This window comes from Portibacter marinus (assembly GCF_021533195.1).
GTDB lineage: Bacteria > Bacteroidota > Bacteroidia > Chitinophagales > Saprospiraceae > Portibacter > Portibacter marinus.
Genome location: NZ_JAJNKB010000001.1, coordinates 416,679 through 431,296, shown reverse-complemented (window position 1 = coordinate 431,296; position 14,618 = coordinate 416,679). Strand labels below are relative to the sequence as shown.

Genomic DNA, 14,618 nt, shown 5'->3' with positions numbered 1-14,618 from the left:
GATTTAAAATGGTAAATTTACTCCGAAGCTCAAATTGGCGTCATTGATATTGCCCCACCCAAAGGAACTGTAATTCCAATAAGAACCTCTTTCATTCGGAAACGGATTTCGGATTTTATACCCAAAATCAAACCGCAATAGGAAATAGGAAAAATCCATCCTCACTCCAATCCCTGATGCGATAGCAATCTGCTTGTAAAAATCCATGGAAAGTTGGGAGTCTGTCCTTTCATCTGCGTCACTTAAAGTCCATACATTGCCCGCATCAACAAACAAAGCTCCATTTAGGAAGCCAGAAACCGGGAATCTGTATTCCAGCGAACTTTCTAAGATGAAGTCTCCGGTCTGGTAGGGTAGGGTGTTTGGCTTTGCATTAGGATCTTTCGAAATATCGTAACCTCCGGGACCTAAGTTTCTGATTTGCCATCCTCTGATGCTGTTTTGACCTCCGACGGCAAATTGGCGAACAAAAGGTACGGCCTCTGAACCACCAAATGGTAGGGCGATGCCAGCTCTGATTCTGCCAGCAAAGGAATGTGCTCCAATGATCTTTTGATTGAAATGATGGTCCAGATCAATCTTTATAAACTTTGAAAACTCTATCGAATCCGTCGTTCCAATCGGTAAATTCCATTCCTGATTTGATCCATTCAGTAGGTTGTATCCTGCATTGATGGCGGATAATTCCAGTCCAGAAACTTCTCCGAAATAGGTCAATCCCCAACTGAATCCATCTGAGGTGGGAGGTTTGGTGTATACCCAGGAAATGTCCTTAAACAATATTCCGGTCAGTAATCTTTTGTTGAATGCATTGGCCAGATATGGATTATCATCAAGGATGTCCTGAAAAGTTTCCAGTGGATTCAACAACAGATAATTGATGCCAATCTGATTAAATAGGGTAGATGACTGGATAGAAGGACGATAATCATATCCGAAATTGGCGTTTAATGAGGCAAGGCTATAGATCGTCGAGGTAAAAGAATAGGAATAGGAGAAGCCCAGATCTGTGTTTGTATGATCATTCAAGGACGTAAATACACGTTGTGGCAATAAATTTATTTTCTCCGCAAAAGTGAGGAGCTTCATCACGTCGTATAATCTGGGTTGACTCAATCCTGTCTGGAATGTGGCGCCAATGGCGTTTAGCGATCTCAGATTAAATTCTACAAATCCATCCAGTCCTACACTAAAATTCTCGGCATTTTGAAGCAAATTACGGCTGGATAAATTAGTGCTCAGACTTAACCCCAGGAAATATCGGTTATCCGTTCTTTGCACATTGGCCAGATAAACACTGCCTATTTGCTCGCTAACCCATTTATTCTGAATGGGATAAAGTTGAAAATTATAATTGATAATAGAATCCAATTGTTCATCTACCGTAGGATTAAGGCTCACGAAACGGTAAGTATTGAGACTCGTTAGATTTTGTGCCGTTCTCAATTCCTTATTCCTTGAATAAAGGGTACCTTCTTCAATAAAAACCCGTTTTCTGAGTGTTCTGGGAGTCACAAAAAACTCGTCGGATTGACTATAAAAATCAACATCATCCAGCTGTTTCTCGAGAGCGAAAGTGCTATCCTGACCAGGGACATAATCAGTATACACGCGAATCTCCCCTATGGTAAATTTGGGGTGTGAAATTCCGGGTGCAGGTGCAAGTACATTCACCCGGACATCAAAACCAAAGTCAGATGTGTCACCCTGAAAGGTTACAAAGCTGGAATTAAACTGAGCATAGCCCATGTTTTGTAAAGCGGTGACTAAGCGAGCTTCTTCCCTGTTAAAATTTTGGCGTGTTACTCCTGTTCCCGGAGATATTAAAGTCATTTCCGAAAGAGAATCTATCACTTCTACCAGAGAAGAATCTTCCGTGATGTACTCGATGGTTCGAACTTCAAACTGACGTCCGGTTTCTACCAGATAAGTGACAAAAGCTTCTTTATCTTTGATCTTTGTCCGATGCTCCACCTCTGCATGATAGTAACCTTTATCCTTTCTCAGAAATTTTTGCATCGCCAGGGCGGTCTCTTGCACCTGACTACTGTCATGAACGGTAGGGTATTCTGCCACATTTTTCTTAATCCAGGAAATTAAGAAGATGCTATCTGATGAATTTTCAAATCGGTAATAATACCACTCTCTTGGTATAAACAGGAATTCTTTATTTGGTCTTTGCTTGTAATTCAGCGCCAATTGATCTCTGAGCAAACTCCTGGATTCTGAGGCTTTTCTATCTTCAAACTTGATTTTGTTTTCGGTCAGAAGCGCTTCATCCTCTGCGAGGTAGACCGTGGGATTACAAGCACCCAGAAAAAGAGTCAGAAAGCAAAATGCGGCTGCACATATGGCAAAAGATTTATATTCTTTATTTTGCATTTTACATTTAATAATCCAGGCAATTGATGATTTCAAAGGCAACCATTTCCTTTATACAGTCTCTTAAACAAAAAAAGTACCGTCAAAAGTATAATAAATTTCTTCTAGAGGGTGATAAAATCATTACCGAAGGCCTCAAAGAAGGTAACATCAGCTTCGACAGCATTTACTGCACGCCTGAGAAAGCATCTCTATTTGATGATATTAAAATTAAATATAATATAATAGATGGAAAATCAATCCGTAAAATCAGCAATCTGAAGACGCCTCCTGGTATACTGGCGGTTGCAAATATTCCTGCACAACCCGAGATTGACTATATAAAGTTGGCGGGTAGGGTATTGTATCTTGACGATCTTCGAGACCCCGGAAATATGGGGACCATCATCAGGAGCGCCGACTGGTTCGGAGTAGCAACCATAGTCGCTTCCCATGAAAGTGTGGAATTCTACAATCCTAAAGTGATACAAGCCAGTATGGGAAGTTTTGCGAGGGTAAATTTGATCAATGCCCATATCTCAGAACTGAAATGCGACTTGCCCATTTACGGTACCAGCATGATAGGCGAGTCGATTTACGAGTTTAAAGCCCCTAAAGAGATGATACTAGTCATTGGAAGTGAATCACATGGAGTGTCAGAAGAGGTGAAGAATCATTCTAAAGGAGTGTTAACGATTCCAAGAAGTCCGAAAAGTGGCGCAGAATCGTTAAATGCAGGTGTCGCAACGGCAATTTTATTGTCGCACATTATGAAATAGAATTAAAAAACTTCTCTTTAAAATACTGAGTACGCCGTACTCGCATTCATCGATGATGAGAAAACCAAAATGTTGTTTAAAGATCATGCATCTGGACTTAATATGCCCATTGACCTACGACAAACACATGAGCCTTCAGATTAATGAGCAACAGATGCTCTGCTAAACAAACTTTCTAGCTTTCGTTCAAAACCCTTTGCAACTCCTGCTCCAGATTGTATCTGGGATTTACAGCAGCAATCTTTCCATCCCTGTCAATCAAAAAAGTCTGAGGAATAGAAGAAACCCCATAAAGTTTGGTTACCGCTGAATTCCAATGCTTCAATTCACTTACATGATTGTCCCACGTTAACTGATCTTTTTCGATGGCGCCAATCCATCTTTGCTTCTGGACCTCAAGCTGTTTATCGATATCTGCCTGTGTTTTGTAAGATTGTAATCTCCTTGGATGAATGCCATCGAGAGAAACGCTGAAGATGTTAAATCCTTTATCCTTATACTTATTGTAAGTCTTGACTACCTTAGGATTTTCTTTGCGACAAGGTCCGCACCAGGAAGCCCAGAAATCAAGTAAAACCACCTCACCTCTTAGATCTGAAAGCTTTCGCACTTTTCCATCAGGACCTGGCAATTCAATATCCGGTGCTTCATCTCCTACATTAAACTTTCCACCTTTTCTTCTGGATGCGGCAATTGCATTTTGCATAAGCGTTACCATTTCACTATGTCTTCTGGTGAAATCTGCATCCGGGTAGGATTGCTTCAACTTCGCATTCACATTGGCCTGTTCGTCGTAGAAAGCAGGATTGTTCTTAAAGAGGTGGTTAGCGACTTGCATCGCTATTAGAGGATGCATATCTCCTTTGACCTCTTCTCTGACTTCATTGATGGATTTCGACTTCTCTAAATAAGAAGCCATCAAGTCCCGATATTGTTGTGTCAAGGGACTTCCTTCTACCTCGTATTTATAATTGTTAAAGTTTTGGAGATCGCCACTAATCATCACTTCCTGCTCAGATCCGTCGTGGACGATATAGGCACTTTTAGTACCAATTCTTATTCGATATACGCCTGGTTCAATAGGCTCTTCAATGTCAATACTGAAATTGCCGGAGCCATCAGCAGAAACTTGTGTCATTGAATTATTGACGCCGTCAGGATTGACCTTGTCAAAATAGACAGACAGATTTTCTGCACCCCTAATTTGTCCACTTACATCATCGGTTGAAGCGGATCCACAAGAAGTCAAAACGAGTACTAAAGCAAAGAAATATAACAGGTTACGAATCATTATCTTTTATTTATCATCAAAAATACGGCTTCTGGAAAAAAAATAATCCTCCCACCACATTTTAAGAAAGCATTAACAACTTTTTTTATTGTATCCAATAGTTAATCAGAAAAAATAATACCAAATAAATCCATAATATATCGATGTAATGCCAATAGGTGGTCAGTAGTTGAAGGTCTCGCTTTTTATCCGGATCTGAGAAATAAATCAGTACACTTACCGGTGATCTCATCTTCCGTACCGCATTGACATAAAAAACGATAAGAAATGGCAGGCCACCAATTACGTGTAAGAAGTGGGTTGCAGAAATCAAATACATGTAAGAGCCAGTATTCGCTGCATCGACAAAGATGTTCATGGTCCGCATTTGCTGCCAGGCCAATATTTGCAATCCTAAAAAGACTGTGCTGATAATAATCGTAGCGAGTACCAGATTTTTATATTTCGAAGTCTCGTCTTCCAGATAAGCTCTTTTGGCTAGTATAAGCGTGTAACTAGAGGCGAGCAAGACGATCGAATTAAAATAAAAAAGCAAAGGTAGCTGTACCGGAGGGATGCCTGTCTGTACCCGATTATAGAGATACGAAGCACTGAAAGCGATAAATAGTACCGTGACAGCAGCAATGACTAGTGTGATTACGATTTGTTTGGGATGTATTAAATACGCTCTTTCTTCCGCCATACATCCATAACATCTGATTTATCCGCTATGTTTACGAATTACAATTTTTACGGCATCAGTCTCTTCGGAGGCGATTTTAAATCGCTCATCAGCCCTCAACCCTATCAGCCATACGATGTTACCATGAGCATCTTCTAGTATTCGTAAAGCCTGTTTTTCAAACTTGTTTAATTTCTGATCAATTAGAAATTTTTTGACCTTTTTAGTTTTCATATTCATACCCAGGGGATAAAATACATCTCCTTCACGTCTAGCCCTGATTTTGAGTGGCAAATGGAGCTTGGAAGGAGAAACATATATCTCATCACTCGAGTTGAACTGCCCTTCGTTCTGTACTTTAGTCATCTTCAGAATCTTCATTTGACCAATGTGGTACTCTGTCTCAAATAAATTCACGGGGATGGAAACAGCTTGAACAGGAACCCTCTTTTTGATGACGATTTCTGACCTGTTTTTAAGAAAAATAAGTTGGTCACTCTGTATTATTGCGCCAGTGCCGGCCTCATATAGATTGTCAGATTGCGTTCTGTTTAAGCCATATTTATTTAAAATGTAGAAGAGAATCAAGCGAGCCGATGGGAAGGTTTTTAAGTTGTCCAATGAAATGAAGATATGGTCACTTTCCTTGAAGGTAATGTCCTCTTCGATTCCTACAATGAGATGATTGAGCAACACATTGGCTTCATTGATTTTTTCTATGGTGGAGTGGATATTGTATTTATAGCCAGGAATCCTTTTTTCAATTTTGGGAATGATCTTGTTTCGAAAGAAGTTTCGCCTGTATTTCGATTTTTTATTCGATTCATCTTCGCGAAAAGGTATTTCTTTAGATTGGGCATAAAGTAAAATATCTTCTTTGGATGCAAACAATAGAGGTCTGATGATTTTGCCGTTCTTGGGCTTAATTCCGCTAAGTCCCTTTAATCCTGAATTCCGATGTATTCGAATAAAAAAATTCTCAATATCATCATCCTTATGATGTGCGGTTGCAATGACATCATAGTCATGTTTTCTGAGGATATTGAAAAGCCATTCATATCGAACTTGTCGTGCTTCTGCCTGAAAATTACTTTGGATATGAGAAAGATCCATTTTTTCATGATGAATTTCCAGATGGTGTCTTCGGGCATAGTCTTCACATAATTTTTCATCTTTATCGGATTCAACACCCCTCAAACCATGGTTCAAGTGGGCCAATCCAATATCATATCCACCTCGTCTGAAAAGCTCCGTCATACACATGGAATCAACCCCGCCACTACAGGCGATTAGAATCTTCTGACTTTTATGGACTAATTCTTGATTAGAAATAAAGTGGTTGAATTTATCAAGCATCTTCTTTAATTTTGTAGTGCCAATGAATTCCCAAGATAACAAGTGATTTTACGAAGCAGGTATGATCACACCATCAACTAAATTTAGTAGCATTTTCAGGAAAAGTGAAATGAAGTATTGTATTTTTTCAGTTTTAATCATTTGTCTGGCGTGTAAAGATAACGGTACGGAGATCAATCAGGCACCCGAAGTGATTGATACTGAAGACACCAGAAGTATCGATCCATATTCAACGGCTCTACAGAATAGTGATCTTACTGCCAACCCCTGGGCAGTAGAAATGGTGTTGGATAATGGCCGGATTGAGGATAAAAGCCCCTGGAAGGGTAGTGTGATCGTGTTTAAGGCAGATGGAAAGTACAGTTGGGAGGGAGAACAAGTAAACGACCAGGGACAATTTACACTGGATCCCCAGAAGAACATTTTGTTACTCGACAGTGAAGATCCTTCGATTAATTCAGAATGGTCTGTAAAATATCGCAGATCGACAATGGTTTGGCTGGGTACCCCTAAATTTGGTCAACACTCCCTACAAATGAAATTAATTAAAAATTAGAAAATCGCTATCTGATTCCTCGTGCATTTAGCCATCGGTGATAGCGAGCAGCGTTTCTATTGTGTTCAGACAGTGAGGCGGCAAAGAGATGCCCGCCGGGCTGATCAGGGTTTGCACAGAAATATAAGTAATCGTGACCATTGTAGTTAAGCACCCCGTCAATGCTTGAAATCGAAGGCATATAGATAGGACCTGGCGGTAGACCGGCATAAAGATAAGTATTGTAAGGCGAGTCATACGCTAGATGCTTGTTCAGCACTCTCCTCAGATCAAATTCACCTGTAGCAAAAACCACTGTAGGATCGGCTTGTAAAGGAATTCCTTGCTTCAGTCGATTTAAGTAAACGCCTGCAATGGTCGTTTTTTCATCATTTCTCAACGATTCCTTTTCGACGATAGATGCCAATGTATAAACCTCTTCAGGTGTCAAATTTAGTTTTTCCGCTTTTTTAAGCCTGTTTTCCTTGCTCCAAAATTTGTCATGTTCTGTTATCATTCGATCCAGAATATCTTCTTTTGATACATTCCAATACATTTGATAGGTATTGGGGATAAAAAGTGAGAGAAAGGTTTCAGGGGTAAGACCGGCTTTTTCAAGAGCAGATGGATGTTCAAAATACTCTTTCAGGGTCAAAGAATCTATTTCAAGGTAAGAACTGATCTTTCCCGCTACATCCTCCGGTTTTCTAAGATTGTTAAAGGTGACATTTACGGGTGTCTGACGACCACTCCTGAGCAAGCCGACCAATTCTTTATTGGACCAATTATTTTTAATCTCATATTGACCTGACCTGATACTTGATGACTTGTAATCCATGAGGGAAGCAACTTGATCAAAGGTCCGGCTATTGTCAATGATTTCTTTATCTTCCAGCATTAGAAGCACATCTTCGTAAGTAAAGCCGGTGGGTATTCGGATCAACTGTTCATCTTGTGCCAATGTGACATTGGGCGCAAAAATAGCATTATAACCATAGTACCCTATGCCTGCTGCGACGATCAGCAAAATCAGAAATATCCATAAAAATTTTCTCATAAAATCTTAATACTGCTCTTTTTCATTAGGAAAATCAGAACTTTTAACGTCCTTAATATATTGTCCGACGGCTCCTTTTATGTCGTCGTAGAGATTAAGATATCGTCTCAGGAATCTGGGGTGAAAATCTTTGGTGATACCCAGTAGGTCGTGCGTGACCAGCACCTGACCTGAGGTATGTGGCCCCGCACCTATTCCGATGGTAGGTATGCTCAAAGAATCTGTCACCTCCTTCCCCAACGAAGCCGGTATTTTTTCAAGGACAATGCCAAAACACCCCAACTCATCCAACAGCTTTGCATCTGATTTCAATTTGGCTGCTTCTTCTACTTCCTTAGCTCTAACTACATAGGTTCCAAACTTGTAAATGGATTGGGGAGTGAGACCTAGGTGGCCCATGACAGGAATTCCTGCTGACAAAATACGGCTAATGGATTCCTTTACTTCTTCACCGCCTTCCAATTTCACACCATGTGCTCCGCTTTCTTTCATTATACGGATGGCAGATTGTAAGGCTTCACGAGAATTTCCCTGATAGGAACCAAATGGTAGATCGACGACTACAAAGGCCCTGCTCACGCCTCTAATCACCGATGCGGCATGGTAAATCATCTGATCAAGGGTGATCGGTAAAGTGGTTTCATGTCCTGCCATCACATTGGATGCAGAGTCCCCGACCAGCACGACTTCTATACCTGCATCATCCAGAATTCTGGCCATTGAATAGTCATAGGCGGTGAGCATGCTTATTTTCTGGCCATTGTCTTTCATGTCCTGTAGAATGCTGGTAGTGACCCTTTTGACGGAATTTTTAGCTGTTGACATTTTCGTTAATTTTGATCGCATGCCAAATGTACTAAAATAACCAACCAAGTCTTCTGTTCCGATTTTCTTTTCTATTTTCACTCCTGAATCTATCACCAATCCAAAAGACCTGATCGTTGATTGGCAAATTGCGATAAAACACTTCGAACACCACATGTAATATTCTAGTCTTTGATTATGTTTATAGTGAATTAGATTTTTATGAGGCTTTTCTTAGTTCTATCAAGTATAATCATCTTCACAACTTGTGATAATACTCTGGATCTCAATGCAGAATTTAAAGACATTCCGATCGTATATGGATTACTATCGGCATCTCAGGAAAACCAATTTATAAGGGTCGAAAGGGCTTTTTTGGATCCTGAACTTCCGGCAGATCAACTTGCTGTTATGGCCGAGCAGATTTATTATCCGTCCCTCAATGTAGAATTGGTCAAAACTAGCACTAGCGAAAGTTTTCTGCTTCGTAAAGTGGATGGCAATGAAATTGGGTTACCCAGAGCGGAAGGCGCCTTTGCGTTGGATCCCAATACGCTATATACCATAGGTACTGCAGAAATGAATCTACAACCTGGGCAGCAATATGAATTGAGAATTGATAGGGGTGAGAATTCTGAACCGGTGACAGCGATAACTACTATTATTGATACACTTATCATTACTCAGCCGACGGGCAGATTAAATTTCGATTTCAATACCAATTTTAGGGTGCGCTGGTTTCCAAGAGCACAGGATGAAGAGACCACACCATCGGTTTATGACGTTTCGATGGTGATTCATTTCGAAGAAGTGGATAAGAATGATCCTGATGTAGAAAAGATTGCAAAGTCACTAGAATGGTCTTTGGCACAAAATATTACTGACGAAAATGAAGTGATGAGGTTAGGTGATGAGTTTTTTAATTTTTTACAAAATGAGTTGGAAGTAAAGCCGGGAATCAGGCGTGATTTTAAAGGAATAGATGTGGTGGTGGATGCTGGTGGTGAGGAGATATTGGATTATGTTCGGGTGGGGCAGGCCAATCTTGGGATTACAGCTTCACAAGAGATACCTTTTTATTCGAATCTGTCAGAAGGTCGCGGTATTTTTTCATCCAGAAATCGCAACGTAAGGTCAAGATTGCTTTTATCCGCTCCTACGCAGGATAGAATACAGAATAGTGAGTTGACCAGAGACCTTAATTTTAATTTTTAGGGGGGTATGATCCTGTAGTAGTCGAAATCACTCAAGAGTTAAAATAAAAAGTGCTGCACTCAGTGAAGAGCGCAGCACTTTGATAATGTCTTTTTTCTAATATTAGTAGTAGATCGTATCTGTAAATGTTTCTCCTTTTTCTAGGTAGATACTGTCAATTAATGAATTCCACTCTCCGTTTCGTTTATATTCTATTTTATAACGATAGTAGTCATTACCGATGATTAAGGCGTTTCCATTAGGCATAAGAGCTTCTCCATTTGGATTTGAGTATGTATTCCATGGGTGTGCGATCAGATCGGGCATCAATCTATATACAATAACTGAATCTCTCTGATTTTGAGAATCTTTGAATCTACCTTCTGTAAAAGCCTTTGCTTTTAGACGTAACACCTCATTAGAGGTGTCTGATCCTTTCGCATAACCGTTAGCCTTATTTGTAATACCTGTAACTCCTAAATCATATGGCCAGTATTCATCACTTTTCGAAGGGAAGAGAAATACATCATATGCAGCATCGATACTTGCATTAAATTCACCATTAGCATCTGTCAGTGTGACAGTTTCGTTATCGGTGTGCATTTCGGAATCAATTATCGGGTTTGATCCTCTCCATCCGTCAATTAGACGAATAGTAGCGTTTTCTATTGGTTCTGCAGATCCATAATCAATTACCTGCCCACTTACAGTTGTAAATTTGGGTGCCTTTTGACAACTTACGGTAGCGATTACAATAATTAAAATAATATTCTTCATAGCCTTATTTAAAATTTAATAAACTTCTTTAGTTCTTGCGTACCATCAGGCTTGGTTATTGAAAGAAAATAAGTTCCGGGGGCATAATCACTAACATTAAGCATGATGTTATCATTCATTTTTATTACAAAAGACTCGATAATTCCACCATTGGTATTAAAGATTTTTCCATTATAATACCCAAACCCGTCTAGCTTTACATTTATGAATTCAAGAGCAGGGTTAGGGTATAGATTTATTTCCTTTATCTCACTTACCTCGCTATTTTCAAACACTTTACCGTAGTTGTGCCATTCGTACAAGAAATTATTAGGCTTAGTAGGATCGACAGCATGTGTTGTGAAATCATCAGATCTGAATACAGAAGTATTATTCACAGGTTCTGTAATGAATAGTGCTTGTGCTCCAGTTTCAATTCTAACATTACTTTCAAGTTTTATATAGTCAGTAGCCCGAGCTATGATGTGTGCGTCGTCTTCGAATATTACTTCATGATTACCTTTTCCAAAAGTGACATTATCTTTATAGTTAAAGGATACTGGACCATCATAAGAAAAAGAGGTGAATGTTGAAGAAGTCCATTCATCATGATTCCGGTCTATTCCTTCATCTACTATTGCAAGCGTAACATTGCTTGAGCCTGTTGTAATATTCCATGCATCACAAGCATTTATATCAACTCCACTATCATCGATAGCCCATTGACTCCCAAATTGTGAATCAGTTCTACACGCTGGTGAGAAGTTTATCATAAAACCAGGATCAACCTTGTCAAATAATTTAGATTCAGCGAAGATATTGGAAACATCAATACAGTCAGAAATTGAGTATTTATCTACTTCTAAAACGTGCCATTTTTTTCTTGATTTTATTTGCCTTATTATCTTAGAGCCTGTACTATTAGCAAGCTCTACTAATTTAGTTGAGTCGCTCAGATTATGTAATTTAACATAAAACGTGTTCGATACTGGTGTGGAGTCACCGATTATTTTTTCAACACAAATGACATTGTCACTCAATTCTAATGCTTCTAATTCATCTTGATAATTCATTGAGGGAAGCAACTCAATTATTTTTGCCTTTCTATTCTCGTTTGAAACGTCATTTTTTAGATTAACTTCTTTATCAATATTATACTGTGCAAGTAACTCAATGATATTTTCACTTTCTTCAACATAATATATTAAAAGTTTATTTTGATTTACTGACAGTGGAATCTTCTCATCATAGTAGTAATAGAATTTATCAATTTCAGAGGTAATCTGTGCGAAAGTAAAAAAGTGAAGAAACATGAACGTAATTATTGATATATATCTAAATGTTATTATTTTCATTTTTTAATTTTTTGGTAATGAATATCCTTTTCACTTGCAGTAGAGGCTCTATCAAGGAAATGATAAATGATCATTTCAGTAGGACTTATGATCTCAAAGAAATACTTTCGAATATTTTCATCTTGGAAGATGATGATTGTATCTGTCCTTTCTTCGTAGTTAAACCCGTCGAAAAAAAAGTGTTCTTTGACTATGTTATCTTCAGTGAAAACAAGCGTGTCAGCTATGCCATCATGTAATTCAGGAAATTTTTCTTCCCATTCACCGACTAGTTGAAATTGTTCGTTGGGTTCTATTCCCACCTGTTTTTTTTCACAGTTGGTAAAGAAAATTACCATGGCAATTATCGTGATCTGTATAAAATTTTTCATTTTCTAATTTTTATTTGGTGATGACCATTTGTTTAGAATCTATGAGAGTGCCATCTGCAGAAAGTGTGTATACATAAATACCAGGCTTGAGATCTCTTGCTCGCATGATGACTGAACCTTTCTTATTACTATTAATTGCAATGGTTTTCACCATTTTTCCTCTAACATTATAAACGTTGATCGATGCAGTTTTAATGTTTTTAGGTAAATCATAGTTTATTGTAGTTGCTTGATTAGTTGGATTAGGAATGTTCTGAAAAAGTTTAGCTCCTTTTATTTGAATGGCATCTTCTCTGATGTCGGTTTCATTAGTGTTGTCAATATTATTGAGCGCGATGTCAGTAAGGGCATTTTTCAAATTAGTGATTTCTTGACTAAGGCTGTCAATAACTATTTGCTGTTCTTGCACGCCCTTGATTAAATAAGGAATAAACCCTTGATAATTGACCCCATATAAACCTGAAGAATTATCAAAATGCACGAGTTTAAGGAAAAATTTCTTGTACCTCTTGAGCTATAACTCCAGGAATAGCCTTTGAGTCATTAACTAATTGATTGAGTAGCTCTTCACTACTATTTCCAAAATAAGAAGATTTTAAGTCGTATGTAACTGTATTAACTTGCAAGATTTTAGTGATAGCATTACTTATGGGTAAAACATTTTCTTTTATATTTTGATCAGAATTTGTAATGTAAGTATTGGCATTTACCTTATCCGAATACAAATTACTTATTCTATTTCCTGAATTTCCAATTTGTCCTGAATTATTTTCAGCGTCAAAAACTAACATAGTTTGCCAAGTTGGAGGACTTCCTAACGGTGTGATCTCAATATCAAGCCCTTCAGCAGTTCCATTGCTATTCGAGGGAGTTATCCGTGTATCGCCATAAACATTAAGGGAAAAACCACTAAGTGGCGAAGTGCCCACTCCGGCCTCACCACTAGAATTCATTTCAATTTGGGCATTGGCCATAAACGAGAATAACAATAGTGTTAAAAAAATGCTTAACGTTTTCATGTGATATGAATTTAAAAAGTTAATGCACGAGCGATAGGTAGATTGTGGTAGACTTCCTAAGTGTGCTAAAATTTGGAAGTGATTATCGCTAATAGGTTGGGTAGACCTTTTCTCCTGGGTGTTAAAATACAATCTTAAAATAAGCTAGACTCAATACTTATTAAAAGCAATGTAATAATAAGAAGAAATAAAAATAATCTATTTATATATAAGACCGAATAATATGTTTTTGTCGGGGTGGTGTGATTCAAAAAAAATAGAATCAAAGATGTAGGTTCTAAGAGGCATATGCTCTTCTAGTTTTAGCATCTCTGATATAGGTATCAATCAAATTAATGAGTGTATTTTTTTTATCTTCATCAAGAAGTTTTAAGTCTTCTAATCGCTGCAAATCTTTCTTTTCAAAAGAGGCATGCCACTTGTATTTTGAATTGCTGTAGTATAATACACAAAGTCCTGAGGTAGAATAAAGCGGTGTAACATTAATCAGCAAAAGTAACACCTCGAGGTGAAAATAGTAGGTGGAGAGCTGGCGCATAAGATCCAGGCGGATAAGCGATGTCCGGCAGCTGCCGGATGACTTCTTATCCAGTCTTATGCGCTGGTTCTCTTATTGCGAGAGCTTCACTAAGGGGCGTTACTTTAAGATCTATAGCCAAGAGCAAAACGGTTCAGCCTGGCGGGCATAGTAGCTAGGAGGTAAATTAACAAATCGGATGAATCAAAATAAGGGTCAGATCTTGTGAGCAAAACATAAATATGTTAAATATCATAATCACATCGATCGCATCCATTATAGTGGGAATAATCCTATATGAATACAAAAGAAAAAGAGACAAGAAAAAATAGGAGAGACCTTAAAACGGCTGAGCCTGGCTCGCATAGTAAATGAGAGCTCTTAATCATCCTGAGTTCTATCATCAGCTGCGCCGCTGCTCTTAAGATCGCGAACATAAAATTTAACCTTCAAATCTTCGCTCCTGACCTATTTTTTCTTAACTGAAAGAGAAAAATAGGGTAGGCTTACGCACGTGGGAAGCGGCGAAAAAGGTTCTGTAACAAACTGATGAGACACAAAA

The 14,618-nt window shown here is 38.5% G+C and carries 15 protein-coding genes; 3 read left to right on the top strand and 12 right to left on the bottom strand.

From position 1 onward, the window contains the following. Positions 1-3: 3 nt before the first annotated feature. Positions 4-2,382 carry a translocation and assembly module lipoprotein TamL gene (tamL, locus tag L2567_RS01875; RefSeq protein WP_235295987.1) on the bottom strand — a complete coding sequence of 793 codons (2,379 nt, stop codon included), beginning with the start codon at positions 2,380-2,382 and terminating at the stop codon, positions 4-6. Positions 2,383-2,408: 26 nt separating this feature from the next. Between tamL and L2567_RS01870 the strand changes: the two genes are divergently transcribed. After that, positions 2,409-3,140, top strand: coding sequence for a TrmH family RNA methyltransferase (locus L2567_RS01870; RefSeq protein WP_235295986.1), 732 nt, complete (start codon positions 2,409-2,411; stop codon positions 3,138-3,140). Between the two features lie 175 nt (positions 3,141-3,315). Here L2567_RS01870 and L2567_RS01865 read toward each other — a convergent pair whose 3' ends face one another. The 3 genes from L2567_RS01865 to tilS all read right to left on the bottom strand — a co-directional run bounded on the left by L2567_RS01865 (position 3,316) and on the right by tilS (position 6,448). Then, positions 3,316-4,431, bottom strand: coding sequence for a peroxiredoxin family protein (locus tag L2567_RS01865; RefSeq protein WP_235295985.1), 1,116 nt, complete (start codon positions 4,429-4,431; stop codon positions 3,316-3,318). A gap of 85 nt (positions 4,432-4,516) precedes the next feature. Then, a complete protein-coding gene (locus tag L2567_RS01860) occupies positions 4,517-5,113 on the bottom strand; it encodes a cytochrome c oxidase subunit 3 (RefSeq protein ID WP_235295984.1) in 597 nt (198 codons plus the stop codon). Positions 5,114-5,131: 18 nt separating this feature from the next. Continuing rightward, entirely contained in the window at positions 5,132-6,448 is a 1,317-nt protein-coding gene (tilS, locus tag L2567_RS01855; protein WP_235295983.1) for a tRNA lysidine(34) synthetase TilS, read from the bottom strand. A 109-nt stretch (positions 6,449-6,557) separates the two neighbouring features. On the opposite strand from tilS, the gene L2567_RS01850 reads away from it, so the two are divergent. Next, positions 6,558-7,004 carry a hypothetical protein gene (locus L2567_RS01850; RefSeq protein ID WP_235295982.1) on the top strand — a complete coding sequence of 149 codons (447 nt, stop codon included), beginning with the start codon at positions 6,558-6,560 and terminating at the stop codon, positions 7,002-7,004. 7 nt (positions 7,005-7,011) lie between these two features. Here the strand turns inward: L2567_RS01850 and mltG are convergent, their stop codons facing one another. Further along, entirely contained in the window at positions 7,012-8,040 is a 1,029-nt protein-coding gene (mltG, locus tag L2567_RS01845) for an endolytic transglycosylase MltG (RefSeq protein WP_235295981.1), read from the bottom strand. Between the two features lie 6 nt (positions 8,041-8,046). After that, entirely contained in the window at positions 8,047-8,865 is an 819-nt protein-coding gene (gene panB / locus L2567_RS01840) for a 3-methyl-2-oxobutanoate hydroxymethyltransferase (RefSeq protein ID WP_235295980.1), read from the bottom strand. A gap of 201 nt (positions 8,866-9,066) precedes the next feature. Between panB and L2567_RS01835 the strand changes: the two genes are divergently transcribed. Beyond that, positions 9,067-10,059 carry a hypothetical protein gene (locus L2567_RS01835; RefSeq protein WP_235295979.1) on the top strand — a complete coding sequence of 331 codons (993 nt, stop codon included), beginning with the start codon at positions 9,067-9,069 and terminating at the stop codon, positions 10,057-10,059. 102 nt (positions 10,060-10,161) lie between these two features. Here the strand turns inward: L2567_RS01835 and L2567_RS01830 are convergent, their stop codons facing one another. From L2567_RS01830 to L2567_RS01805, 6 genes are all read right to left on the bottom strand, one after another. Further along, positions 10,162-10,815, bottom strand: a complete 654-nt coding sequence (locus L2567_RS01830) for a carboxypeptidase-like regulatory domain-containing protein (RefSeq protein ID WP_235295978.1) — start codon at positions 10,813-10,815, stop codon at positions 10,162-10,164. A gap of 8 nt (positions 10,816-10,823) precedes the next feature. After that, positions 10,824-12,149 carry a T9SS type A sorting domain-containing protein gene (locus L2567_RS01825; RefSeq protein WP_235295977.1) on the bottom strand — a complete coding sequence of 442 codons (1,326 nt, stop codon included), beginning with the start codon at positions 12,147-12,149 and terminating at the stop codon, positions 10,824-10,826. Further along, a complete protein-coding gene (locus tag L2567_RS01820; RefSeq protein WP_235295976.1) occupies positions 12,146-12,520 on the bottom strand; it encodes a hypothetical protein in 375 nt (124 codons plus the stop codon). Before L2567_RS01820 ends, L2567_RS01825 begins: the two co-directional genes overlap by 4 nt. A gap of 10 nt (positions 12,521-12,530) precedes the next feature. Next, positions 12,531-13,001, bottom strand: a complete 471-nt coding sequence (locus tag L2567_RS01815; protein ID WP_235295975.1) for a T9SS type A sorting domain-containing protein — start codon at positions 12,999-13,001, stop codon at positions 12,531-12,533. A 4-nt stretch (positions 13,002-13,005) separates the two neighbouring features. After that, the gene (locus L2567_RS01810; RefSeq protein WP_235295974.1) at positions 13,006-13,539 is read right to left on the bottom strand and encodes a tail fiber domain-containing protein; all 534 of its coding nucleotides are present in this window, start codon (positions 13,537-13,539) and stop codon (positions 13,006-13,008) included. A gap of 277 nt (positions 13,540-13,816) precedes the next feature. Then, positions 13,817-14,077 carry a hypothetical protein gene (locus L2567_RS01805; protein WP_235295973.1) on the bottom strand — a complete coding sequence of 87 codons (261 nt, stop codon included), beginning with the start codon at positions 14,075-14,077 and terminating at the stop codon, positions 13,817-13,819. Positions 14,078-14,618: the final 541 nt, after the last annotated feature.